Raw genomic sequence first — 23,589 nt, 5'->3', positions numbered from 1 at the left:
ATAATTTTAAGCTGTCTGTTTTTCTCGCTTATTTCTTCTGGCTTATTGTTGCAATATCTTACACCTATCGATCCGATATTGGTATCAATCCTCTCTAAAACATATTTTGCATATCTACCAAAAACTACACGTTAATTCAAAATGGGAAGCCATTACGAAAACTATCCCACATAAGCTTTTATAATGGCGTTGGCTTATATTTCAAATATGAAATCTTTCTACACATAAGGTCAGCTGATTCACTGCTTTATTTACTCAATTTTTACTAAGTGGTTTGTGCTTGATCACAAACCTTATTTTTATCTAAACAAAACTAAATTTTGTCTCATAAAAGCTAGAAATAATTAAATTTTACTTAGATTTATCATTCTAAATATTCAACCTTATGAACCGACGTATTGCTATAAGAGACCTAACTATAGCGCTAGGTGGCCTTGTGTCTATTCCAGCTTGGGCAAGCAATGGCTGGAACGCCAATTCTCTCAAAACCAGCTATGGCTTTTTTGAAACCAGCGAACAGCAAATGCTCGAACTGATTGTAGGAACCATCATTCCTGAGTCTGATACCAAAGGTGCCAAGTCTTTAGGGGTACCTGCTTTTTTAGAAAAAATGCTACAAGACTGCTACGAAAAACCAGTAGCCGAGAATGTAAAAAATGGCTTAGCCAGTACGGATGCCATAGCTCAAAAACAATTCGGAAAATCTTTCGCTAACTGTGAAACAGCTCAGAAACACCAGATTTTACTAGGTTTTGAGAAAAGCGATAATACTCAATTGAAAGACTTTTACAGCCTTGTAAAAAACCTCACGATATTAGGTTATACTACCTCTGAATATGTTCAGACGGAATTTCTAAACTACAACATGGCTCCAGGGCATTACTATGGCTGTGTGCCTGTAAAAAAATAAGCTATTCAACCTATACATATTTACTGAAATGGCAAATCTGGCGATAGATATAAAAAAACAAAATACTTATGATGCCATCGTAATTGGCTCTGGCATTAGTGGTGGTTGGGCAGCCAAAGAACTATGCGAAAAAGGTCTGAAAACCATTGTTTTGGAACGTGGGCATGACATTAAACATATTACAGACTACCCAACTGCCATGAAAAATCCCTGGGATTTTGAGCATCGTGGACAAGTACCACTCGATGTAAGAAGTCAATATCCGAAAGGTAGAGCAGCATTTTTAAGAGAAGAAACGCTTCCGTTTGCATTGAAAGATGGCATACAACCATTTGTAGAAGAAAAACCTTTTACCTGGACACGTGGCTACCACGTAGGCGGTAAATCTTTGATGTGGGCAAGGCAAACCCAACGTTGGAGCGATTTAGATTTTGAAGGCCCAAAACGTGATGGCTTTGCAGTTGACTGGCCGATACGCTATGCTGATATTGCACCCTGGTATAGCCATGTAGAAAAATTTGCGGGTATTTCGGGCAATAAAGATGGTTTGCAAGAACTACCCGATGGCGAATTTCTTACGCCAATAGAGCTCAATTGTGTAGAACAACACCTTAAACAGGTATTAGCTAAAGAATATAATAATAAACGCCATGTAGTTCAGGGACGCTGTGCTCACGTAACCGACCCACAGCCTATTCATCTGAAACAAGGGCGTGCCAAGTGCCAGCATCGTAATCTTTGTAACAGAGGTTGCCCCTATGGTGGTTATTTCAGTAGTAATGCCTCTACCCTGCCTTGGGCAGCTAAAACAGGTAAAATGACCTTGAGGCCGTTTTCAACCGTTCATTCTATTATTTTTGACGAAAAACTCAACAAGGCAACAGGTGTTCGGGTGGTTGATACCAATACCAAAGAAATGATTGAGTACTATGCCCGCATTATTTTTGTAAATGGCTCGGCACTAAACTCAAACCTGATTTTACTTAATTCAATCTCTAATCGTTTCCCGAATGGATTAGGGAATGATAGTGGATTCTTAGGTAAATTTATCTCATGGCATAATTATAGAGGCAAGATTTCGGCCGAATATGATGGTTTTTTAGATAAAATGACTGATGGTAAAAACCCAAGCAATGGCTATGTGCCAAGATTCAGAAATTTGCATTCGCAGGAAACAGATTTTCTGAGAGGTTATGCGGCTGGTATTGGCGCAGGAAGGGGTTCTTGGTCAAGCCGGGAAGGAATCGGAGAAGATTTGAAAAATAGTCTTTTACACCCTAAATTGAACAATCAATGGAATGTTAGTTCGTGGATGATGGGTGAGTGTGTGCCTATCGAGAAAAACCACGTGCGTTTGCATGAAAACTTAAAAGACCCTTACGGCATTCCACAATTGGTTACATCGGCCGAATGGACAGATAATGATGTGAAAATGGTGCAAGATTATATAGAGCAGTTTACCGAAATGTTTACCAAAGCAGGTTTCAAAAACATAAAGGCATCAGACTCAAAATCTAATCCGGGAGCGGATATTCATGAGATGGGCGGCGTTAGAATGGGAAATGATCCAAAAACTTCCTTGCTTAATAAGTGGAATGCTTTGCATCTTTGCAAAAATGTTTTTGTAACCGACGGAGCCTGCATGACTTCTACAGGTACACAAAATCCATCATTAACCTATATGGCGCTTACTGCCCGTGCAGCTAATTATGCAGTAGGTGAAATGAAAAAGAAAAATCTATAGAAAGTTTTTGAATTAAATTTTGAAATTAAAACAATCAACCTAGGCGATGAACGCCCTCTCACTTATGAAAAAAATCCTTTTTTACAGCTTATTGAGCCTGATATTTATTCAGGAAGTAAATGCACAAAAGAAAAAGCCTTTGTACACTTTTCCTTTTGGCGTTCAAGCCTACACTTACCGTAATTCGTTTCCTAAAGATGTAGCCGGAACACTCGATATTATCAAGTCATTGGGCATTACCGAACTAGAAGGTGGCGGAGCTAAAGGCGTTACCCTTGAAGAATTTAAAAAAATGTGCGACGACAGAGGGATTTCGATACCAGCAACCGGAGCAGGTTATGAAGAACTTAGAAAACCTGAGGAAATTGTAAGAAAAGCCAAGATTTTAGGCGCTAAATATGTGATGTGTGCCTGGATACCTCATAAAGGCGATAATTTCACGATTGAAGATGCCAAGAAAGCAGTAGAAGATTTTAACTACGCAGGTAAAGTATTGAAGGAAAATGGCATCACGTTTTGCTACCACGACCACGGCTATGAGTTCAGACCTTACGAAGATGGTACTTTGATGGACTATATCATCAAAAATACAAACCCTGAGTATGTTTCTTTTGAAATGGACGTACTCTGGACAATTCATGGCGGTGGCGACCCGGTAGCTTTATTGAAAAAATATGGTAGCCGTTGGAAATTAATGCATGTGAAAGATTTGAAAAAAGGCGTAAAAGGCGATTTCTCTGGCCATACACCATCGGAAAACGACGTTGTATTAGGCACAGGTCAAGCCGATTTCCCGAATATCTTTAAAGCAGCAAAAAAAGCTGGTATCAAACATTACTTTATTGAAGACGAAAGCAATAACGAAATGGTGAATGTACCAAAAAGCATTGAATATCTGAAGAGTTTAAAAGAGTAGTAAAACCTACTTCAAAAACACAAAGAGGAGAAACCACCAAGGTCTCTCCTCTTTGCACTTAAAATGCCTTAAAATTATTGTTTATTAAGCCAATCCAGAATATAATCGGCATCTTCTTTCCAGGTTGGTTGGCCTAAAACGTAGTGGTTTCTACCCTTAAATTCTTTATAATCCAGTACCGAACCAGAGTTTTTGTAGGCTTTGTAGTTACGATTATTCAGGTGAGCCGGAATAATGGTATCCAAATCGCCTGAGGTAATGAGCAATGGTGCATGAGGTTTGGCAAAATCAACTTTTGCGGCACTTGTTAAACCACCTCTTGCTACTGTTTTAGACTCTGGAATTGTGTATTTTTCGTACGCTTCTTTTTGTGCTTCCAATGGCATTGTGTTTACAAAGGCATATTGCCAATCTTTAAACGACATCAAATACGTTTTTTTCAATGATGTAAATAGCCCCAGTGCTTTCCATCCTGCTTTCAAAAACGAAAATTCGTAAGGGAAAACGCCTTGTGGTGGCACCGGGTGAATAGCGATTGCTGCGGCAGCTAAATCTCTGTTTACCAATATCTGTGTGATTAAACCGCCTAATGAGTGACCAATAATAATTGGTTTCTCAGGGAATTGGCTTACTATTTTTGCGTAGTGGTCTACCAATTCATTAAGTGTTAAAGCAGCTAAATCAGTATCGTTTGGTTGTCTGTTTCTAAGGTCTGCAGCGGTTGGAGCATCTTTATGTGGCCAAGCCGGAGCAATGGTGTTATAGCCTTTGCTTTCGAAATATCTTTGCCATTCTTCCCAAGATGAATTGTGAACGAAAGCGCCTGTAATAAATACGATGTTTTTGGTGGTGATTGAATTTTTCATTGTAGTATTGATTTTGATGTTTATGATTTCTTTGTCTTATAATCGTCGTTGATTATGATACAAAGGTCATAGATGGCACTGACAATAATTTTAACCCAAGTTAAAATCGGTAGCAGACACAATTATTTTTTTCATCAATACTAATTGAATGATTTAGCGATTTAGTGATTGTGTGAATGAGTGATTAAATAATCGATTTCTCTATTTATCAGTAATAATATTTACTGACTTACTTTCCGACCAATCGTTTACGAATACGGCTAAGCGAAGGGCCTTGAATGCCTAGGTATGAAGAAATCTGATAAAGTGGAATTGTATTGAAAATATCTGGGTGGTCTTCCATTAATTGCAAGTAACGCTGCTCAGGCGTTTGAAACAAAAAGCTCTCGGTGCGATTCATCGAAATATTAAAGGCCATTTCGGCAATAATACGCCCCAGATGCTCCCATTTGTGTGATTGTTGGTATAACCTGTTCAGGTCGTCGATATGAATGTACAGAATCTTTGAGTCGGCCATCGATTGCGTGAAGTAGTTGCAGGGAGTTTGGGTAATAAAACTTTTGAAAGATACCACCACCTGATTTTTTGAATAGAAGAACACATTCTTTTCTTCGCCTGTGCTATCATCAACATAATATGTTCTGAAAACACCGTCTACAATAAAACCCAGGTACTTACATACATTGCGGTACTCGTTGTAATATTCACCTTTCTTGTAATTGCGGCGTTGCCAGTATTGAGCCGATAGTTTGAAGTCGTCTTCGTCAATTTTAGCCAATGTGTGTAGTGCATGAGCGAGTGTTTCGAGGTCGGTTAGCATAGCATTCAGGTATTTTGGGGATTTACCAAAGCTACTGATTATGAATGTTTATAGCAAGTGCTTATCAAAATTCTCTGTTGAATCCCCCTAAAACAAGAAAGACCGCCGGTTGGCAGTCTTTCTTAATATATTCTTTATAATTTAGTATCAGCGAATAAATTCGCCGTCTATTTAAACAAAGGTTTCTTTATTACACATGCGGACTTAAGTCCGCAGTACACTATTAAAATATTCCTTTGTTGTTTTAGCCACCCAATTTATTGGGTGAAGCACAAGACTGGGCAAATTGATTCTCCAAAAATTATCCAACACTTCCTTCTAAGGAAATCTCTAATAATTTTTGTGCTTCTACCGCAAATTCCATTGGTAATTGATTCAATACCTCTTTCACATAACCATTTACAATCAAAGCAACGGCTTGCTCAGTTGGTATCCCTCTCTGGTTACAATAGAACAATTGGTCTTCACCAATTTTAGAGGTTGTAGCCTCATGCTCTACAGTAGCAGAAGAGTTGTTTACCTCGATATACGGGAACGTATGTGCACCACATCTATCACCTAATAGCAACGAATCACATTGCGAGAAGTTACGGGCGTTTTGTGCTCTTTTCGAAATATCAACCAAACCTCTGTAAGAGTTCTGGCTTTTACCTGCCGAAATACCTTTCGATACTATACGGCTCTTGGTATTTTTACCGATATGAATCATTTTGGTTCCGGTATCGGCTTGTTGCATATTATTTGTAACAGCTACCGAGTAGAACTCTCCGATTGAGTTATCGCCACGTAAAATAACCGATGGGTATTTCCAGGTAATGGCCGAGCCTGTTTCTACCTGTGTCCAAGAGATTTTAGAATTTTCGCCAAAACATAAACCACGTTTGGTTACGAAATTATAAATCCCGCCTTTCCCCTCTTTATCGCCTGGATACCAGTTTTGTACCGTTGAGTACTTCACTTCACTATCTTTGTGCGCGTAGATTTCAACCACAGCTGCGTGCAATTGGTTTTCGTCACGTTGTGGTGCTGTACAGCCCTCAAGATAACTCACGTATGCACCTTCGTCTGCCACAATCAAGGTACGCTCAAATTGCCCTGTTCCGGCTGCATTGATACGGAAATACGTTGAAAGCTCCATTGGGCAACGAACACCCTTTGGAATATAACAGAACGAACCATCAGAAAACACGGCTGCATTAAGTGCCGAATAAAAGTTATCTTTTACAGGTACAACCGAGCCAAGGTATTTTTTCACCAAATCAGGGTATTCTTGAATAGCCTCTGACATTGAGCAGAAGATGATACCCATTTCTTTCAACTTGGTTTTAAAGGTAGTTGCTACCGAAACCGAGTCAATTACAGCATCAACGGCAACGCCTGACAGACGTTCCTGCTCTTTTAAAGAAATTCCTAAACGCTCGAAAGTACGGCGTAATTCAGGATCAATTTCATCAAGGCTATTGATAACCTTTTTCTGCTTAGGCGCAGAGTAATATTTAATAGCCTGAAAATCAACAGGTTTATACGTAACATTTGGCCACGTAGGTTCTGTCATGCCCTGCCATGTTCTGAAAGCGCTCAAACGCCATTCTAACATCCACTCAGGCTCATTTTTCTTTTCAGAAATCAAACGAACTACACCTTCATCCAAACCCGCTGGTACTTCATCTGCCTCAATGTCTGTATAAAAGCCGTATTTATATTCAGAACTTGTTAATTCTTCTAGTAATTCTAGGTCTTTACTCATGTATTTTTGCTTTATGCTCTTATACTTAAACGTAAGTTAAGTAATATTTGTTCGCAAATTTAGCCTTAATACCGATACGATTAGCTAATTTGTTAAATTTATTCTCACTTGCCTTCAATATAGCCTATTGAGCAGGCTGAAAAGTAGCCACAAACTCATAAGTTACACCCGCCAATGGCAACGATGTTTTACCCGTAAAAACATTATCGTTTAGCTCAATGATATCAAAAACAGCATCGTTTACCTCACGGCCTTGAAACACAATTTTGTCAATCTTAAACTTGGTTTCGTTATCTAAAAACGTCCAGTTTGATTTCAATATGATGTCAGGGTCATTTGGTGAGCATTTGGTAGCTCCTTCTTTAAACTCATAGGTATTGTTCGGATAAAAAACCAGTCTATTATCTACAACGCAGTCAGGTTGGTTTAATACCAAATCAACTTTAAGACCTTGAGGGTTAGTGGCTTCGGCCTTGGTATTTTTCCATGATTTAGAAGTTGTCCCTGCCAGATACTCAGTTTTTGATTTTAGAACAACTGCTTTTTCTTTGCAAGAAAACATAACAAGGCTTGTAAAAGCGAGGACAATTAAAGATTTGCTAAAGTTCATTTTACACAATTTTATATTAATTCAATTATTTGCTAAATTATCATTTTCTAATATCTCTACAATTCGTTTACCTGTTTTGGCCGATGCACCGGCGCTGCCAAGTATTTCTCTAATTTTCTGATAGTCAAGCAATTGCTGTTGCCTTTCGGCCGAATTATTTAATACTTTTTTAATTTCTTCTGTAATATTCTCGGGTGTTACTTCGTCTTGCCAAAGCTCCACTACTGCTTCTTTCTGTGCAATCAGGTTTACTAACGATATATACGGAACTTTAATAACCATCATGGCTATTTTATATGACACCCAGCTTGTGCGGTAACAAACCACCTGAGGCACACCCAAAAGAGCCGTTTCGAGCGTGGCCGTTCCGCTTGTTACCATTGCGGCTTCGGCGTGGCTCAATAGATCATAGGCTTGGTCTATAATAATGCTCACATCGTCGGCCAAAAACCTTTCATAAAACTCTCTCGAAAGATTACCCACCCCTGCAATAACGAAGTGGTGCTCAGGAAATTGTTTCTTTGTAGCCACCATAACCTCGAGCATTTTTTCTACCTCTTGTTTTCGGCTACCGGGCAATAATGCTATAATTCTCTTATTGGTGAGCTTATTCTGGTTCAGAAAATCGGGGTTTGGCTCAAATGCAGCAATGGCATCAAACAAAGGATTCCCCACAAACTCAACTTCGTAATCATACTTTTTGAAGAAATCGACCTCGAACGGAAAAATCACAAATAATTTATCGATATTCTGTTTCAGCTTCAAGGCTCTATCCTGATTCCAGGCCCAAACTTTAGGTGAAATATAATAAAACAGCTTAAAGCCTTGCGGTTTTGCCCATTTGGCTATACGCATATTGAAACCAGAGTAATCAATCAGAATAATGGCATCGGGCTGAAAGTCCTGAATCTGTTTTTTACAAAGTTTGAAAAAACCCAGAATTTTCGGCAGGTTCTTCAACACCTCAACAAAACCCATAAAGGCAAGGTCTTTGTAATGCATCACAATTTCAGCCCCTGCTGTTTGCATATAATCTCCACCCCAACCTTGTATCTCGGCCCTGGCATCAGCCTTTTTAATAGCAGTTATCAGGTTAGAACCATGTAAATCGCCTGACCGTTCGCCTGCTATAATGAAGTATTTCATTTTGAAAAATTTAGTGATTTAGCGATTGGGTGATTGAGTGATTATTTAAAGCATATTAGATAATCATTCTAAACAAGATTATATACTGAAGAAATAATTGATAATATATTCATATTTAAGATGCATCGGTAGAGACAGGGCAGTGCCCTGTCTCTACTCAATCTAGCATTAATTGAAGATATAGTTATCTAAATTTCTTATGCTTACGACCTAAACAAAATCCTTAAAAACAATATTAGCCCTTACTCACCAAAATACTCAACATAATGGTTTGGGGTTTCAATCAGCTTTATACAATGCAATGTACTATTGTATGTTTCTTTGATAACCGGAGCCAATATTTTCCAGATTTCTACCGCAAAAACCTCAGTACTCGGAAACTTACCTCTCAAAAACTCCACATCTTCGTTCAGGAAAGTATGGTCTACTTTATCAATAATTTCTTCTTTCATCAGCTTGCTCAACACCTTCAAATCCATCACAAAACCCGTATCAGGGTTAATCTCACCTTTCACGGTTACAATCAGCTCCCAGTTATGACCGTGAATGTTTGAACATAAACCAAAAACTTCTCTATTTTTTTCTTCCGACCAATTGGCGTTCCATAATCTATGGGCAGCATTAAATCTCTCTCGCCTTGTTATATAAATCATTTGTTTTGTTGATTTTCATTTTGCCTTGTAACAACGAAGCCTGCTACAAAAAGTTCACAAAATTACCATCAAAAAACCATTAACCTATTGTTATATATAAAGTTTAACAGCATATTCTTCAAAAAGTACAAATTAATCAAAGTTAAGTCTATGGATTTGCGTTTCGGAATGTACTAAATTTGCAACTTATAACACTACGAAAAGTTCTATGATTATTGTTACGGGTGCCGCTGGTTTTATTGGAAGCTGTTTGATACAACGCCTAAATCAAGACGGCTTTAATTTTATTATTGCTGTTGATGACTTTTCTAACCCGCTGAAAATGAAGAATTTAGCGGACAAAAAAATTCAGGAATTTGTACACCGTGATGTATTTTTTGAATGGTTAGACAAAAATCAGGCAGAGGTTGAGTTTTGTTTTCATATAGGCGCACGTACCGATACTGCTGAGTTCGACCAGGATATTTTTAATCGACTGAATCTTAATTATTCGAAGCAAATATGGAAAAAGTGCCATCTTTACCAGATTCCTTTGATATATGCTTCATCAGCAGCCACTTACGGAAACGGAGAGTTTGGTTATGACGATAACGAATTGCAGATTCCGCAATTAAAGCCTCTTAATCCTTATGGCGAATCTAAAAACGAATTCGATAAGTGGGCTTTATTACAAAAAGATACGCCATTCTTTTGGGCAGGTTTAAAATTCTTTAACGTTTTTGGCCCTAACGAATACCACAAAGGCAGAATGGCCTCTGTTATTTTCCATTCGCATAACCAAATTAAAGCAACTGGCCGCATTAAGCTTTTCAAATCGCACCGACCTGACTTTAAAGACGGTGAACAAATGCGTGATTTCGTTTATGTAAAAGACCTTGTTGAGGTTTGTATTTACCTGATGCACTCACGCCGTAACTCTGGTATATATAATTTAGGAACAGGCAAAGCACGCACTTTCCTTGATTTAGCCAAGGCTACTTTTGCCGCCATGAATCTTGAACCACAAATAGATTTTATTGATACTCCGATAGATATTCGTGACAAATACCAGTATTTTACACAGGCAAATATGAGTAAACTGCGCCTGATTGGCTATAAAAAACCTTTCTCTTCGCTCGAAGACTCGGTGAACGATTACGTAAGCAATTACCTGGCAAAAGATAATTATCTTTAAAACATTCATTATATCCTCCTTTTCTTACTATTTTTGCAAACATTTTTTTGTAAGACAGATTTTCTATTGAAACACAAGTTTTAAAGATTCTTTTTGTTACGAATAAATGATACGGTAGATGCCTAAAAAAACGGCTATCTCGTAATACTCGGAACTGAACATTAAATGAAAAATATTCGCAATTTCTGCATTATTGCACACATTGACCACGGCAAAAGTACACTTGCCGACCGCCTTTTACAATCTACTAATACTGTTTCGGCCCGTGAAATGCAAGCCCAGGTGCTTGATGATATGGATTTGGAAAGAGAAAGAGGTATTACTATCAAGAGCCATGCTATTCAGATGAACTATAAGTTTGAAGGGCAGGAGTACATATTAAATCTGATAGACACCCCCGGCCACGTCGATTTCAGTTACGAGGTTTCTCGTTCGATTGCTGCCTGCGAAGGCGCATTGCTGGTAGTTGATGCTTCGCAGGGAATTGAGGCCCAAACCATCAGTAACTTGTTTCTGGCACTTGACCACAACCTTGAGATTATTCCGGTATTAAATAAAATTGACCTACCGGGTGCAATGCCTGAAGAGGTAAAAGACCAGATTGTTGACCTCATTGGCTGCGACCGTGACGCCATCATTCCGGCTAGTGCAAAAGAAGGTATCGGTATTAACGAAATTCTGGCGGCTATAATTCATCGTATTGAGCCACCAAAAGGCAACCCTGATGCTGAGCTTCAAGCCTTGATTTTTGACTCTACTTTTAACTCATACCGTGGTATTGAGGTAATATTCCGAGTAAAAAACGGTCGTATCAATAAAGGAGACAAAGTAAAATTCGTAGCCACAGGTAAAGAATACTTTGCCGACGAAGTCGGGATTCTTAGACTTACTAAAGAACCACGTGACTACGTTGATTGTGGAGACGTAGGATACATTATATCGGGTATCAAAGTAGCCAAAGAGGTAAAAGTAGGTGATACCATTACGCACTCCGAAAAACCTACCAAAGAGGCTATTAAAGGTTTTGAAGAAGTAAAACCAATGGTATTTGCTGGAATTTATCCGGTTGACACCACAGAGTTTGAAGATTTGAGAGAAGCAATGGAAAAATTGCAGCTCAACGATGCAGCCCTTATCTGGGAACCTGAAACATCGGCCGCTTTGGGCTTTGGTTTCAGATGTGGTTTCCTGGGTATGTTGCACATGGAGATTGTACAGGAGCGTCTGGAACGTGAATTTGATATGACTGTACTTACCACCGTTCCGTCGGTGCGTTTCAATGTGATTGATAAAAAGGGAGAAGTGCTAGAGGTTTCGGCACCTTCTGAAATGCCAGACCCTAACTATATCGACTGGATTGAAGAGCCGTTCATTGCCGCTCAGATCATCACAGCATCAGACTACGTAGGGCCAATTATGGGGCTATGCATGGAAAAAAGAGGTATCCTAAAAAATCAGGTTTACCTTACAGCTACCCGTGTAGAGCTTACTTTTGACATGCCACTGTCGGAAGTTGTTTTCGATTTCTTCGACAAACTAAAAACCATATCAAGAGGTTATGCCTCATTAGATTACCACCTGATTGGTTACCAGGAGTCTAATCTGGTAAAACTGGATATTCTGCTTAATGGTGACCCTGTAGATGCACTTTCGGCCATTGTACACCGTGACAAAGCCTATGAGTGGGGCAAAAAATTGTGTGAAAAGCTACGTGAGCTTTTGCCTCGCCAACAGTTCGAAATCGCTATTCAGGCGGCTATTGGTGCCAAAATTATTGCCCGCGAAACCGTAAAAGCCTTACGTAAAGACGTAATCGCGAAGTGTTATGGTGGTGATATTTCTCGTAAACGTAAGCTCTTGGAGAAACAAAAGAAAGGGAAGAAGAGAATGCGACAAATCGGAAACGTGGAGGTGCCGCAAGAAGCATTTATGGCAGTTCTGAAAATTAACTAACAATAAATGCCCTTCCTGATTGATGTTGACGGAAGGGCATTTTCTTGTATGCCATTACAGAATTAAATAAAGTTTTTGTTGGAATATTAATGACATTCACAGACTTTATTATAATTTTGGGTTTCGAAGAAGTTCAACAAAATCGATTCTAAGTAAAATCAATAAAATGCTGGCAAGAAAGTAACTTTTTACCACGCTACTGTGTTCTGTTAGAAGTTATTTACCCTTTGCAGCAAATCATTAATCCAAAACCAAGCAAATTTTTAAAATGGCAGAAGTAATCCGAATGCCCAAGATGAGCGACACCATGACCGAAGGTGTTATAGCAGCATGGCATAAAAAAGTTGGAGATACTGTAAAATCAGGCGATATTTTAGCAGAAGTAGAAACAGATAAGGCAACAATGGATATGGAGTCTTATTATGATGGCACTTTGCTATATATTGGCGTGGAAAAAGGGCAATCTGTTCCGGTTGATGCTATCATGGCAGTAATTGGCAAGCCCGGTGAAGATTATCAAAGCCTTTTAAGTGGAGATGGTGCAGCACAAACTGCAGAAGCACCGAAGGAAGCAGCTCCGGCCGCTCAGCCTGAGCCACAAGCTACTGCACCGGCGGCTCCGGCAGTAGACATTTCAAATATCAAAGCTAAAACAGTAGAAATGCCACTTCTGAGCGATACCATGACAGAAGGGGTAATACATGCATGGTTGAAAAAAGTAGGTGACAAAGTAAAATCAGGCGATATTCTGGCTGAAATCGAGACAGATAAAGCAACGATGGAGCTAGAAGCCTATGAAGATGGAACCCTTCTATATATTGGTGTAGAAGCAGGCCAAGCCGCAAAAATCAACGAAGTAATTGCCGTTATAGGTGAAGAAGGTGCCGATTATCAGGCGCTTCTAAACGCAGGTAAAGCTCCGGCTGCTCCAGCTCAACAAGCAGCTGCTCCGGCAGAAGCGAAAGCAGAGCAAGCACCGGCTCAACAAGCTACACCAGAAGCAACTACTACATCAGCCAACAATGGCCGCATCCTTGCATCGCCATTGGCTAAGCGTTTAGCAGAAGAAAAAGGCATTAATCTATCAGATGTTAACGGTTCTGGCGAAGGTGGCCGTATCGTTAAAAATGATGTTGATTCATTTACACCAAAAGCTAAACCGGCTGCTCCGGCTGCAACTGCAACACCAGCAGTAGCTGCTGCTCCGGCAGGCCAGGAAAGCTACGAAGATATACCTCTTTCGCAAATGCGTAAGACTATCGCTCGCCGCTTGGCTGAATCTAAATTCTCTGCACCTGAGTTCTATCTAACGATGGAAATCACGATGGACAAAGCCATCAAGGCAAGAGAAGCCATGAACGAGATTTCGCCAGTTAAGATTTCATTTAATGATATGGTTATTAAAGCTGTAGCCGTTGCTCTTACAAAACACCCAATGGTAAATGCATCGTGGTTAGGTGATAAAATCCGCAAAAACCACCATGTACACATTGGTATGGCAGTTGCAGTTGAAGAAGGCCTATTAGTACCGGTTATCCGTTTTGCTAATACAAAAACACTTTCGCAGGTTGCAGCAGAAACCAAAGATTTAGGCGGTAAAGCTAAAAATAAACAATTACAACCTAAAGACTGGGAAGGTAACACCTTTACAGTAAGTAACCTTGGTATGTTTGGCATTGAGCAGTTTACTTCAATCATCAACCCTCCTGAGTCTTGTATTTTGGCGGTTGGTGCAATTAAAGAAACTGTTGGCGTAAAAGATGGCCAATTCTTTGCAACCAATATTATGAAGCTAACCCTTACTTGCGACCACCGTGTGGTTGATGGTGCAACAGGTGCAGCTTTTATGGTTACTTTGAAACAATTACTAGAAGAACCATACAAACTATTGGTATAATATGTTTGTCAGACTATATCAGTTAAAATCTTTGCTAAATCCCTCATTGAAAACATGGGGGATTTATTGCTTTCTGGCAATAGCAACACCTTCATTTGCGCAAGAAACCCCACAGCAAAGGCTTTCGCAGTTTTTCAACTGGCTCAATAAGCCCGCACAAGTACCAGACGAGGGCGAATGCTTTGATGGTGAAGGTTATGATATTACGAAAGTTAATAATAAATGTCTGCAAAATTACCTGGCGACTATCCAGAAAACAGGTTTATTTTCAAGTGTATACATCAAGCATCTGAAAGCTGAATTTGCCGAAATTCAGGCAATTGTTGCCAAGAAAGATACAGCAGAAAGATTGAGTTATGACCGTTATTTTTTATCGCAAGACCCTCCTACTCCTGCGCAGATGCTTTATGCATTAAAAAATAGCTCGTCGACCAAAATAGACAAGACAAAGGCCAAGGTAACAGTAAATGTAAAAAAGCCTTACAAGTACACACTGATTTATAATTTTGATTTGGAAGACTCCATTTGGAAGCTGACTTCTATTGAATCTAAAGAATAAGATGGAAAAAATACACGCAACGACCGTTCTCGGCATAATACACAACGGCAAAGTAGCCCTTGGAGCCGACGGACAGGCAACTATGGGAAACACCATTGCCAAAAGCAATGTAAGAAAAGTAAGAAAACTATATGGTGGTAAAATATTGGCAGGTTTTGCAGGTTCAACAGCCGATGCCTTTACATTGATTGAACGCTTTGAAGAGAAACTAAACTCTTATGGCGGAAACATGAAACGTGCAGCTATTGAATTAGCCAAAGACTGGCGCATGGATAGATATTTACGTAAGCTGGAAGCGATGTTAATAATAGCCAATGAAACCGAATTGCTCGTAATATCAGGAACTGGCGATGTACTTGAGCCTGATAATCAGATTGCGGCCATTGGGTCAGGCAGTATGTTTGCACAATCGGCGGCTATTGCCTTAAAGAGACATGCTTCGCAATTGAGTGCGCACGAAATGGTGCAGGAAGGGTTGAATATTGCAGCTGATATTTGTATTTATACCAACCATAATATTATTATTGAAACGCTTTAATCGCAAAAACTTTGATATGACCACCTTACGAAGCAATTCGAAGGTGGTTTTTTATTGTAGAATTTCTCGCAAATACTTATTGAACAGGCGTTAATTTCTTTTCAGGGTATCTTTCAAATATATAATCTTCTTTATCATAAAACTGGTCTGAAAGCACAAGCAAGACCGCATTATCAGAGAAATCATACATTTCGTGCCAATCTTTCGGGTCGAGTAACAAACACTTGTCTGGCGTATCTAAATCATAAACTTCCTGTACCTCTCCATCATCAACAAAAACTTTACAACTACCACTCACACAAGTTAAAGCATTATTTGTTATTACATGTCTATGCCCGCCCCTTATTTGATTTTCTGCACCATAAATATAAAAAATTCTCCTGATGCCTTCTGATAATATTTTTTCAAAAACAGTAAGACTCCCTTTTTCTGATGTAAACGTTTGTAAATGAAATAGTTTTGCCATAAGGCTATTTTTTAGCTTGATTGGAATTAATATTAAAATAGTGAGTGTAAATGTAAAATAAACTTTTTTTTTTATCATTTAAAAGCCTGTGGCTCTAAATTGGCTTAAATTTATAGTTTTCTTAACACCCACACGGAAATTTCATTTTTGCTGCTTTGGTTTTGTCAGTATACATTTTCCATGAATCTGGCTTCGGAATAAACACCACCTTACCTGCCCCGGGGAATATTGTACTATCAATCGGCTTACCGATTTTCTCAACAATCTGCTCGTACATTTTTTCAGGAATCAGGTCGATACATAAATTGATGCCGACAAAATCGTTGTATTGTAAATACTTAATAAAGTATGTTAGTTGCTGTTCCGAAAACTCATTTACCAGTTTAGAAGCCTTTCGCCAATCGTTAAAATCAGGTTCGGCCAAGTTGCCTAAGCCTGTTTCAACAAAACCTTTTATAGCATCGGGGTGTATATGGCTGTAATAGCCTCCTATTACCTTTTTCTGATGAAACCTTCGCATAGCATATACATTGCAGGTTTTCTCAAAAACAGGGCACAGATTTTCTTTAAGCCCTGTACCATCTCCCCCTACCACACAAAACGGGAAATCTAAAACGGCTTCGCCTTTTTGTTTCTCTACGGTAGCCATATAATTAAAAAAATTACTATCAATTATATAAGGCCCTTTACTGTAAAGAAACCGATACACCACAAAGCCTTCGAGTAAAAATAAAACTATTAGAACGCCCCCTAAAATTTTACGTGCTTTAAGCCTGTAAAAATCAAGTGGCAGAATAAAGCAACAAAAAATAACTGGTAAAATTGAGGTAAACCTTGATGGTACACGATTAAATGTGCCCCAAGGAAAAATCTTTAAAGTTGGTACTCTATTAGGGTGATAAAACGTTGAAATAAGCAACAATATCACCAATGGTAAAAACACCAGCCAATACTTTTTTCGATTCGAAAAATACCCGATTATTCCTAAACCCAAACAAAACCAACCGGGTGCTCCTGAGCCATTTCCTTCGGGCATATCTTTTAATAATGGTATTAACGGATTAAAAGTAGCCTCAAAAAACGGAAAATATGGCAACAACATTCGCAATGGGTGGCTCCAGAGATGTGGCGATTGTGCATTATCAAAATGCAACGATTGCGACTCACGGTAAATCTGCCACACAATTGGCAAATAAAAATAAAGTAACAAAAGAGGTGGTACAAGCAAAAGTGAATAATACGCCGGTTTTGCTTTCAGCTCTTGTCCCCAATAGCTCAGGTACCACATCAACTGATTCTCTTTATGTCGTCTAAGCAACACAACGCCTACAACTGCCAGACTCAACACAAAACTTGTGAGCGCAAAACCACAAATATAGCCAAGGTTCATGCCCAGCGTGGCTATTAATATAAAAGCTTTCAGAAACACCCATTTTACCGAGATTCGCTCTCGTAAAATAATTCTTTTACTTAAAATAAAATCCGAGAATACACTCAGGATAGTCCAATGAATAGTACTATGGTTAAAATGGTGCGGGTACTTGTTGAGCGCATAAAAATTAAAGAACGTAACAACAAACCCCACAAAAAAAGCCTTCCTATCGCCAAACTCCTTTTTTAATAATAAGTACGAACCCGCAAAAGAGACTATCAGACTTAACACATAATAATAATTGAGCCAGGCACCATGCCCCCAGCTTTTATAGAAAAATGCAAACCAGTAATTGCTTTCCAGCGACCAGTCGGCAAAAGCTTGGGTTGTACCATACGGATAAAACGTCTGGTTTTGTTGCAAGGCAATTTGCGGGAAAACATCGAAATGGAGATTATTGGCCAAAAAATAGCCTACATATTCCCACTCGTCAGTATCTCCGCTTCCGGTTAGCGGGAGACTAAAATTTCTGATGAAGAAAACTCCATAAATAACAGGAAGTAAAATTGCAACAGCTAAAAAAATCTGGTTCTGCCTTGATGCTCGAAAGTCCATTCAATATTCTTGTATCCTGAAAGGAAATTAAAGCACAAATGTATCAATTTTTATTCAGAACCTTCCTAATTTTATGGATTGACCTGTTCTAATATAAAAAGGTTGTAAGGCTCTGAAAGTTTTTATAAAAGCGGGATTGGCCTCACCGTTCTTTCTTCTAATGATATAAAAGTTTCGGTACGCTGTATGCCCTGTACTTTTTGTACTTTATCGTGTAGTACTTCTCTGAGGTGTGGGGTGTCTCGGCACACAATTTTAGCAAAAATGCTATACATACCTGTGGTATAGTTAATACTAACTACTTCGGGTATTTTCTCTAGTTGGTCGGCCACCTCGTCATACAGTGAACTTTTATCTAAGTAAATACCAATGAACGCACTTATATCCCACCCTAGTTTTTCGGGGTCTACAATTAGTTGCGAACCTTTTACAATACCCATTTGTTCCATTTTAGCCATGCGCACATGCACAGTACCGCCCGAAACAAAGATTTTCTCGCCAATGGTTGTGTAGGGCATTTTGGCATCCTGCATCAATAATGATAAAATCTTCAAATCTGTTTTATCAATTTCTAAATTTTTGTCCATTCCAAGTATCTGTTTTTGCGAATTTATCAACAAAATAACTTTAATTTTAACAATTATTCAAATTTTAAAGTTTTTTTATAAAAAATTTGCAATCAATTAGTTTTTTGTATTAACTTTGTGACATCAAAGCAGAAGAAATGAAGCAAATGATAATGATACTGTAAGGTGATGAAATTGGCAGCCATGCCCTCCTGTCTCGGGGGTGGTGATAATAGGACAAACGCAGCATAAAGCCGGACAATTTTAGTCGACTGGGATTGACCACCAAAATTTGTACTGTGGCTAACTACACCGTGGGCGGTTCGAGTCCCCCTCTTACAGCGTGAAGTATGAAAGATTTATGATTAAATTTCTTTCATACTTTTTTTTTAAGTATGTTTGCTTAACAAAAACATTATTTGGTTTTTAGTTTGTTGATGAAGTGTAATTGCGACACGCAGTTCCGAATTGAGGATTGCGTGTTTTTTATTTGAGACCAAACGGCAATTTTTTAATAGATTAAGATCCATTATTTGCGTATTCTATAAAAAAACCGTTTATTCAAAATAATAAATCAACTTCTCAACATTAATGAACCCTACCTCTCCTCTTATTAGCAACGACGCCATAGTGCTGGGTATTTTACTTTGTACACTCGCTCTTATTTTTTACTCAACCAAAATCAAAGCGCTTGAGAAAGTCTATAAAATTGTTCCACCAATTTTGCTATGCTTTTTCATTCCGGGGCTTTTTAGCTCTTTCAATGTTATTTCGGCCGATGTATCTCAGTTAGACGAAACAGCTTCAAGATTCCTACTACCTACTTGCCTAGTGTTTTTTACATTGGGTATCGATTTTCAGGCTATCAGGCGGCTAGGCGGTAAAGCTTTATTTGTTTTTCTGATTGGTGCAGTTGGTGTAATGGTAGGTGGGCCAGTAGGCTTATGGGTTGGTAAATGGCTTGACCCTGGCTTTTTGAACAGAAATGGTGAAGAAGTATGGCGAGGGCTAGCCACCATAGCCGGAAGCTGGACGGGCGGTAATGCCAATCAATTAGCCCTCAAAGAAATATTTCAGCCTACTCCCAACGTTTTTGCGCAAACGAGTGTCATAGATGTATTATTCTCTGAACTATGGCTGGGCTTACTGCTATATTTTGTTGGGAAAGCAGCACTGATTGATAAGAAAATGAGGGCCGATGCATCGGTTATTGAAGAAATCAGAATTAAAGTTGAGAATAACGGAGTAAAGCAAAAGAATCCCGACTTTCAGGAATTGCTGATTTTATTAGCAGTTGGTTTTGGTATTACGGCTGTTGCACATTTGCTGGCCGATACAATAGCCCCCTTTATTGAGCAGAATTATCCGGCCTTGAAAGCATATAGTCTTGCGTCAAAATCATTCTGGATTGTGACTATTGCTTCGTCGTCGGGTCTAATATTATCGACGACCAAAGCAAGAAACCTCGAAATGTGGGGCGCAACCAAATTTGGTATCTTGTTTTTGTATATGCTCATTGCAACCATCGGTATGCAATTACATATTTTTGATGCATTCAAGAATCCGACACTATTTATTGTCGGTTTAGTCTGGATTATGATTCACGCTATTTTTACGTTAATAGCGACACGAATAGTAAGAGCACCTTTCTTTTTTACGGCTGTTGGGTCGCAAGCCAACGTTGGCGGTGTAGCCTCAGCCTCTGTTGTGGCAGCGGCATTTCATCCTTCTTTGGCACCTATCGGAGTATTGCTGGCCATTTTAGGAAACGCCATCGGAACATATTGCGGATATGTTACTGGCCTGATTATGCAATGGATTGCAAATTAGGCATTGTTTTTGTCTATTTGTTCATCATTACGATGTAGCCCAAATATATGTAATGAAAAGCTTTACAATACTATTTATTTTTTTGATTACCAATGCTGCTTTTGGACAGGAAAAACAGCCGCCGAATAATAAATTCAATTATCAGTTTGAATTAGGTGGATACTTTTCGCTAACCAATAAATTGCCATTCTGGCAAGCCAGCAATCAATTTGGGAGTATTCCAAAAGGAACTCCTTCATTTTTTAGCAGGCAAATCATAAAATCCAAGAAAGATACACTCAAAAAGTTTTTTAAGTTAGACTATGGTGCCGAACTGGTAGCTATACTCGGTAAACAAGCGCAATTGATTGTACCAGAAGGTTATGTAAATGCCAAAGTGGGGGTATTTAATATATATGCAGGCCGAAAAAGGGAAATATTCGGTTTAGTAGATACTACATTAAGTTCCGGCTCAATATCGTGGTCGGGCAATGCGCTTCCTATTCCGCAAGTTCAGGTAAGCATACCTCAATACACCAAATTATTCTTTAAATGGCTTAGCTTTAAAGGTAGTTTTTCACATGGCTGGTTTGGCGAACAAAAATATGCCAAAGGCTATTATCTGCACCAGAAAACACTCTTTTTCAGACTCGGCACGCCAACAGCAAAAGTAAAACTCTTTGGCGGGATTGTTCATAATGTACAATGGGGAGGTACGCCAAAAGTAACATTACCGGAAGGCGACGACCGCTTATTTAATGGCAAATTCCCGGAAGATTGGTTTGTGTATGGCAATGTGGTTTTTCCATTTAAAAAACTATGGGGTAATATACCCAAGTATAAAGATTATAACAATTTTGAGTTGGGCAATAGATTTGGCAATCACTTGGGTTCGCTTGATGCCGGCGCAGAAATTAACATCAATAAAAGTAAACTACTCGTTTACAAACAATTTGTTTTTGACGATGGGCAATTGTTTGGCCTTACCAATACCGACGATGGCCTGTATGGCATCAGCCTTACGCCTTACAAATCAGCCTTCAAGAAAGTAGTTTTTGAGTACCTGTACACCAAAAACCAAGGGCATTATGTATCGGCTTTTGGCCGATTACTTGGTTTACCTGACCGCCATCCCAACGAAGCAAACTTCCTTTTTAATCACCAACAGTACCTTGATGGTTGGTCGTATAACCGTAATACGATTGGAACTCCATTCTTAACGCCGGAAGAAAACCTACGCTCTGAAAAACAAGTTGATAACGGCTATATTTTTGTAAACAATAACAGAGTCTGGGCTTTTTACCTAGGCTTAATGAACCAGATAGGCACTATAAGTTTTACTAACAGAGTTTCGTACAGCAAAAACTTCGGTTCTTATGATGTGGTCGGTAAACCTATTACCCCTGTAAATCAGATTTCATACAGTGTCAATACAGTTATACCTTTAAGTCGCCTAAAAGCCGATTTGAATGTAAACATAGCTGTTGACCACGGCGACCTTATCAGAGATAATTTCGGTTCTTACATTTCAATTATCAAAAAATGGTAAGCTATTTCTGCTTTCATAATCTTTTTGCTTAAGTTTATAGCAAAACACACCTACATGAAAAACTATATTCTTTTTGTTTTCCTGATAATTGCGCCTTTTCAGATTGTAGCCCAAACCCAGAAAGTACAAATTGCTTTACTTGGTGTTTTTCATATGGGCGAAACACCCGATTATAAACAAGGAAAACTGATTGATTTACTGTCGGCAAGCAGACAAGAGCAGATTTCGGAGGTAGTTGATGCACTGGCAAAGTTCAAACCCGATAAGATTTTTGTAGAAAACACGCCCGACACACAGCCCTTCTGGAACAATGTTTACAAAAATTATAGAAACGGAATAGAACCTAAAGCACATAATATTTTATATAATGAAATCTATCAGTTAGGTATAAAACTGGCTCGGCAAATAAACCACCCTATTGGCGTAACTTGCGTAAATTATATTCAACCAGACCTGCCAACAGGTTTGAAATCGGCTAGAAACAAAATAGATACATTGCTGAGTTTTTACTCTAGTGAATTAGAGAAGAAACGACCGCCCTACGATGCATACTTCAAAGCAAACCCTAGTGTAAATAATGCTTTGAAGAATTATCTGCTTCAATACGAATCATGGAAGGATTTAAGTATTAAAGACCACCTGCTAAAACTCAATTCAGCCGAAAGTATTGCTACCCTCCACTATTTTAACATTACAGGTTGGATGGATAATAATACCAATGGCTATGGTGCCGAATTAGCAGCAAAAGAGTATTTTCGCAACACCAAAATTATGCAGAATATACTGCTTAATACTAGCCAGAAAGATGCTAGATTATTGCTTATAATTGGGGGTGGGCATATACAGGTACTAAAAGATATGCTGAAAACCCACCCCTATTTCGAAATAGTAGATGCGGCTACCTTATTGAAGTAATGAAGCAGCGGCTTTATCAATCCATACGTGTCCGTTTATATGCTTCTTAAACACAGTAGCAGGCAATTGAATGTTTGGGTCTTGCAATACAATTTCTCTGACAATTTCAGCTTTTTTCTCTCCATTGGCAATCAGAACAGCCATTTTAGCTTCTAATAGATGTTTTAAGCCAATAGTAATACCCTGTGTAAGTTCAGTACTCTGGTTGAAATACTTCTGTCCTGTCGAAATAGTTATTTCTGCAAGTTTAGACACATGGCTGTATAAATCGAAACTTACACCCGGTTCGTTTAAGCCAATATGTCCATTTAAACCAACACCTACCAATATAAAATCAACGCCTCCTTTCTCAAAAATCAGCTTATCAACACGCACACATTCACTCTGTAAATCAGCCGTCATTGAATCAAAAAATGTATATTGCGCCTGATCTACGTTCAGCGGTTTCAACAGATTTTCTTCAACTATATATCGGCAACTGCCCTCGCTGGTAGCAGGTACACCAACCCATTCATCAAGACCGATTACAGTAACCTGGTCAAAATCGCCGGGTTGAGCTAGTTCCACAATCTTTTTATAGGTTTTTACAGGCGTATCACCCGATGTCAGAATAAGGGTTGCTGTAGGTTTATCACGTACCAGATTAAGGATAAATTTTGCTGTGTGTTCAGCCAACTCTTGTGGGTTCTCGAATACTTCTATTTGCATAGGATAAAGGTTTTTTGAATAATTTCAGACTCGGTTGATTTTTACAAATGTATTCA

General features: G+C 38.8%; 21 protein-coding genes. 11 read left to right on the top strand and 10 right to left on the bottom strand.

What is annotated here, in order from left to right; genetic code table 11:
- Positions 1–385 precede the first annotated feature (385 nt).
- The 3 genes from WAE64_RS13435 (at position 386) to WAE64_RS13425 (ending at position 3,570) form a co-directional block, all read left to right on the top strand.
- Positions 386–910 carry a gluconate 2-dehydrogenase subunit 3 family protein gene (locus WAE64_RS13435; protein WP_340237254.1) on the top strand — a complete coding sequence of 175 codons (525 nt, stop codon included), beginning with the start codon at positions 386–388 and terminating at the stop codon, positions 908–910.
- A 28-nt stretch (positions 911–938) separates the two neighbouring features.
- Positions 939–2,654, top strand: coding sequence for a GMC oxidoreductase (locus WAE64_RS13430; RefSeq protein WP_340237252.1), 1,716 nt, complete (start codon positions 939–941; stop codon positions 2,652–2,654).
- 64 nt (positions 2,655–2,718) lie between these two features.
- Positions 2,719–3,570, top strand: a complete 852-nt coding sequence (locus tag WAE64_RS13425; protein ID WP_340237250.1) for a sugar phosphate isomerase/epimerase family protein — start codon at positions 2,719–2,721, stop codon at positions 3,568–3,570.
- Between the two features lie 74 nt (positions 3,571–3,644).
- Here WAE64_RS13425 and WAE64_RS13420 read toward each other — a convergent pair whose 3' ends face one another.
- The 6 genes from WAE64_RS13420 to WAE64_RS13395 form a co-directional block, all read right to left on the bottom strand.
- Entirely contained in the window at positions 3,645–4,436 is a 792-nt protein-coding gene (locus WAE64_RS13420; protein ID WP_340237248.1) for an alpha/beta hydrolase, read from the bottom strand.
- Positions 4,437–4,665: 229 nt separating this feature from the next.
- A complete protein-coding gene (locus WAE64_RS13415) occupies positions 4,666–5,256 on the bottom strand; it encodes a Crp/Fnr family transcriptional regulator (protein WP_340237246.1) in 591 nt (196 codons plus the stop codon).
- 301 nt (positions 5,257–5,557) lie between these two features.
- Positions 5,558–7,003 carry a Fe-S cluster assembly protein SufB gene (gene sufB, locus WAE64_RS13410; RefSeq protein WP_340237244.1) on the bottom strand — a complete coding sequence of 482 codons (1,446 nt, stop codon included), beginning with the start codon at positions 7,001–7,003 and terminating at the stop codon, positions 5,558–5,560.
- A gap of 124 nt (positions 7,004–7,127) precedes the next feature.
- The gene (locus WAE64_RS13405; protein WP_340237242.1) at positions 7,128–7,613 is read right to left on the bottom strand and encodes a hypothetical protein; all 486 of its coding nucleotides are present in this window, start codon (positions 7,611–7,613) and stop codon (positions 7,128–7,130) included.
- Positions 7,614–7,634: 21 nt separating this feature from the next.
- Positions 7,635–8,759, bottom strand: coding sequence for a lipid-A-disaccharide synthase (gene lpxB / locus WAE64_RS13400; RefSeq protein WP_340237240.1), 1,125 nt, complete (start codon positions 8,757–8,759; stop codon positions 7,635–7,637).
- Positions 8,760–9,001: 242 nt separating this feature from the next.
- Positions 9,002–9,412 (bottom strand): 6-pyruvoyl trahydropterin synthase family protein, encoded by a 411-nt coding sequence (locus WAE64_RS13395; protein ID WP_340237238.1) that lies wholly within the window; start codon positions 9,410–9,412, stop codon positions 9,002–9,004.
- 208 nt (positions 9,413–9,620) lie between these two features.
- On the opposite strand from WAE64_RS13395, the gene rfaD reads away from it, so the two are divergent.
- From rfaD to hslV, 5 genes are all read left to right on the top strand, one after another.
- Positions 9,621–10,586, top strand: a complete 966-nt coding sequence (gene rfaD, locus WAE64_RS13390; RefSeq protein WP_340237236.1) for an ADP-glyceromanno-heptose 6-epimerase — start codon at positions 9,621–9,623, stop codon at positions 10,584–10,586.
- A gap of 165 nt (positions 10,587–10,751) precedes the next feature.
- Positions 10,752–12,539, top strand: coding sequence for a translation elongation factor 4 (lepA, locus tag WAE64_RS13385; protein ID WP_340237233.1), 1,788 nt, complete (start codon positions 10,752–10,754; stop codon positions 12,537–12,539).
- 268 nt (positions 12,540–12,807) lie between these two features.
- A complete protein-coding gene (locus tag WAE64_RS13380) occupies positions 12,808–14,436 on the top strand; it encodes a pyruvate dehydrogenase complex dihydrolipoamide acetyltransferase (RefSeq protein WP_340237228.1) in 1,629 nt (542 codons plus the stop codon).
- Between the two features lies 1 nt (position 14,437).
- A complete protein-coding gene (locus WAE64_RS13375) occupies positions 14,438–14,995 on the top strand; it encodes a hypothetical protein (RefSeq protein ID WP_340237226.1) in 558 nt (185 codons plus the stop codon).
- 1 nt (position 14,996) lies between these two features.
- The gene (hslV, locus tag WAE64_RS13370; protein ID WP_340237224.1) at positions 14,997–15,533 is read left to right on the top strand and encodes an ATP-dependent protease subunit HslV; all 537 of its coding nucleotides are present in this window, start codon (positions 14,997–14,999) and stop codon (positions 15,531–15,533) included.
- 76 nt (positions 15,534–15,609) lie between these two features.
- Here hslV and WAE64_RS13365 read toward each other — a convergent pair whose 3' ends face one another.
- The 3 genes from WAE64_RS13365 to WAE64_RS13355 form a co-directional block, all read right to left on the bottom strand.
- A complete protein-coding gene (locus tag WAE64_RS13365) occupies positions 15,610–15,999 on the bottom strand; it encodes a sugar 3,4-ketoisomerase (protein WP_340237222.1) in 390 nt (129 codons plus the stop codon).
- Positions 16,000–16,120: 121 nt separating this feature from the next.
- Positions 16,121–17,986, bottom strand: coding sequence for a hypothetical protein (locus WAE64_RS13360; protein WP_340237220.1), 1,866 nt, complete (start codon positions 17,984–17,986; stop codon positions 16,121–16,123).
- 122 nt (positions 17,987–18,108) lie between these two features.
- Positions 18,109–18,573 (bottom strand): Lrp/AsnC ligand binding domain-containing protein, encoded by a 465-nt coding sequence (locus WAE64_RS13355; protein WP_340237218.1) that lies wholly within the window; start codon positions 18,571–18,573, stop codon positions 18,109–18,111.
- Between the two features lie 570 nt (positions 18,574–19,143).
- Between WAE64_RS13355 and WAE64_RS13350 the strand changes: the two genes are divergently transcribed.
- The 3 genes from WAE64_RS13350 to WAE64_RS13340 are packed head-to-tail and all read left to right on the top strand — an operon-like array spanning position 19,144 to position 22,825.
- Positions 19,144–20,382 (top strand): DUF819 family protein, encoded by a 1,239-nt coding sequence (locus tag WAE64_RS13350; protein ID WP_340237216.1) that lies wholly within the window; start codon positions 19,144–19,146, stop codon positions 20,380–20,382.
- A gap of 52 nt (positions 20,383–20,434) precedes the next feature.
- Positions 20,435–21,910 (top strand): capsule assembly Wzi family protein, encoded by a 1,476-nt coding sequence (locus WAE64_RS13345; RefSeq protein WP_340237214.1) that lies wholly within the window; start codon positions 20,435–20,437, stop codon positions 21,908–21,910.
- Between the two features lie 54 nt (positions 21,911–21,964).
- A complete protein-coding gene (locus WAE64_RS13340) occupies positions 21,965–22,825 on the top strand; it encodes a DUF5694 domain-containing protein (protein ID WP_340237212.1) in 861 nt (286 codons plus the stop codon).
- Here WAE64_RS13340 and WAE64_RS13335 read toward each other — a convergent pair.
- Complete coding sequence (locus tag WAE64_RS13335; protein ID WP_340237210.1) at positions 22,814–23,533, bottom strand: 6-phosphogluconolactonase; 720 nt, start codon at positions 23,531–23,533, stop codon at positions 22,814–22,816. The genes WAE64_RS13340 and WAE64_RS13335 overlap by 12 nt on opposite strands.
- Positions 23,534–23,589: the final 56 nt, after the last annotated feature.

This window comes from Emticicia soli, from assembly GCF_037860775.1.
Classification (GTDB): domain Bacteria; phylum Bacteroidota; class Bacteroidia; order Cytophagales; family Spirosomataceae; genus Emticicia; species Emticicia soli.
The sequence above is the reverse complement of the archived record's forward strand: the minus strand, read 5'-3'. Positions and strand labels throughout refer to the sequence as shown.

Bases quoted from the DNA above. Each gene is read 5' to 3' on its own strand.
- lepA (WP_340237233.1), top strand. From the start codon at position 10,752: ATGAAAAATATTCGCAATTTCTGCATTATTGCACACATTGACCACGGC.
- lpxB (WP_340237240.1), bottom strand. From the start codon at position 8,759: ATGAAATACTTCATTATAGCAGGCGAACGGTCAGGCGATTTACATGGT.
- WAE64_RS13420 (WP_340237248.1), bottom strand. From the start codon at position 4,436: ATGAAAAATTCAATCACCACCAAAAACATCGTATTTATTACAGGCGCT.
- WAE64_RS13380 (WP_340237228.1), top strand. From the start codon at position 12,808: ATGGCAGAAGTAATCCGAATGCCCAAGATGAGCGACACCATGACCGAA.
- WAE64_RS13340 (WP_340237212.1), top strand. From the start codon at position 21,965: ATGAAAAACTATATTCTTTTTGTTTTCCTGATAATTGCGCCTTTTCAG.
- WAE64_RS13395 (WP_340237238.1), bottom strand. From the start codon at position 9,412: ATGATTTATATAACAAGGCGAGAGAGATTTAATGCTGCCCATAGATTA.
- WAE64_RS13375 (WP_340237226.1), top strand. From the start codon at position 14,438: ATGTTTGTCAGACTATATCAGTTAAAATCTTTGCTAAATCCCTCATTG.
- WAE64_RS13415 (WP_340237246.1), bottom strand. From the start codon at position 5,256: ATGCTAACCGACCTCGAAACACTCGCTCATGCACTACACACATTGGCT.
- WAE64_RS13425 (WP_340237250.1), top strand. From the start codon at position 2,719: ATGAAAAAAATCCTTTTTTACAGCTTATTGAGCCTGATATTTATTCAG.
- WAE64_RS13350 (WP_340237216.1), top strand. From the start codon at position 19,144: ATGAACCCTACCTCTCCTCTTATTAGCAACGACGCCATAGTGCTGGGT.
- WAE64_RS13355 (WP_340237218.1), bottom strand. From the start codon at position 18,573: ATGGACAAAAATTTAGAAATTGATAAAACAGATTTGAAGATTTTATCA.
- WAE64_RS13365 (WP_340237222.1), bottom strand. From the start codon at position 15,999: ATGGCAAAACTATTTCATTTACAAACGTTTACATCAGAAAAAGGGAGT.
- sufB (WP_340237244.1), bottom strand. From the start codon at position 7,003: ATGAGTAAAGACCTAGAATTACTAGAAGAATTAACAAGTTCTGAATAT.
- WAE64_RS13335 (WP_340237210.1), bottom strand. From the start codon at position 23,533: ATGCAAATAGAAGTATTCGAGAACCCACAAGAGTTGGCTGAACACACA.
- hslV (WP_340237224.1), top strand. From the start codon at position 14,997: ATGGAAAAAATACACGCAACGACCGTTCTCGGCATAATACACAACGGC.
- rfaD (WP_340237236.1), top strand. From the start codon at position 9,621: ATGATTATTGTTACGGGTGCCGCTGGTTTTATTGGAAGCTGTTTGATA.
- WAE64_RS13435 (WP_340237254.1), top strand. From the start codon at position 386: ATGAACCGACGTATTGCTATAAGAGACCTAACTATAGCGCTAGGTGGC.
- WAE64_RS13360 (WP_340237220.1), bottom strand. From the start codon at position 17,986: ATGGACTTTCGAGCATCAAGGCAGAACCAGATTTTTTTAGCTGTTGCA.
- WAE64_RS13345 (WP_340237214.1), top strand. From the start codon at position 20,435: ATGAAAAGCTTTACAATACTATTTATTTTTTTGATTACCAATGCTGCT.
- WAE64_RS13430 (WP_340237252.1), top strand. From the start codon at position 939: ATGGCAAATCTGGCGATAGATATAAAAAAACAAAATACTTATGATGCC.
- WAE64_RS13405 (WP_340237242.1), bottom strand. From the start codon at position 7,613: ATGAACTTTAGCAAATCTTTAATTGTCCTCGCTTTTACAAGCCTTGTT.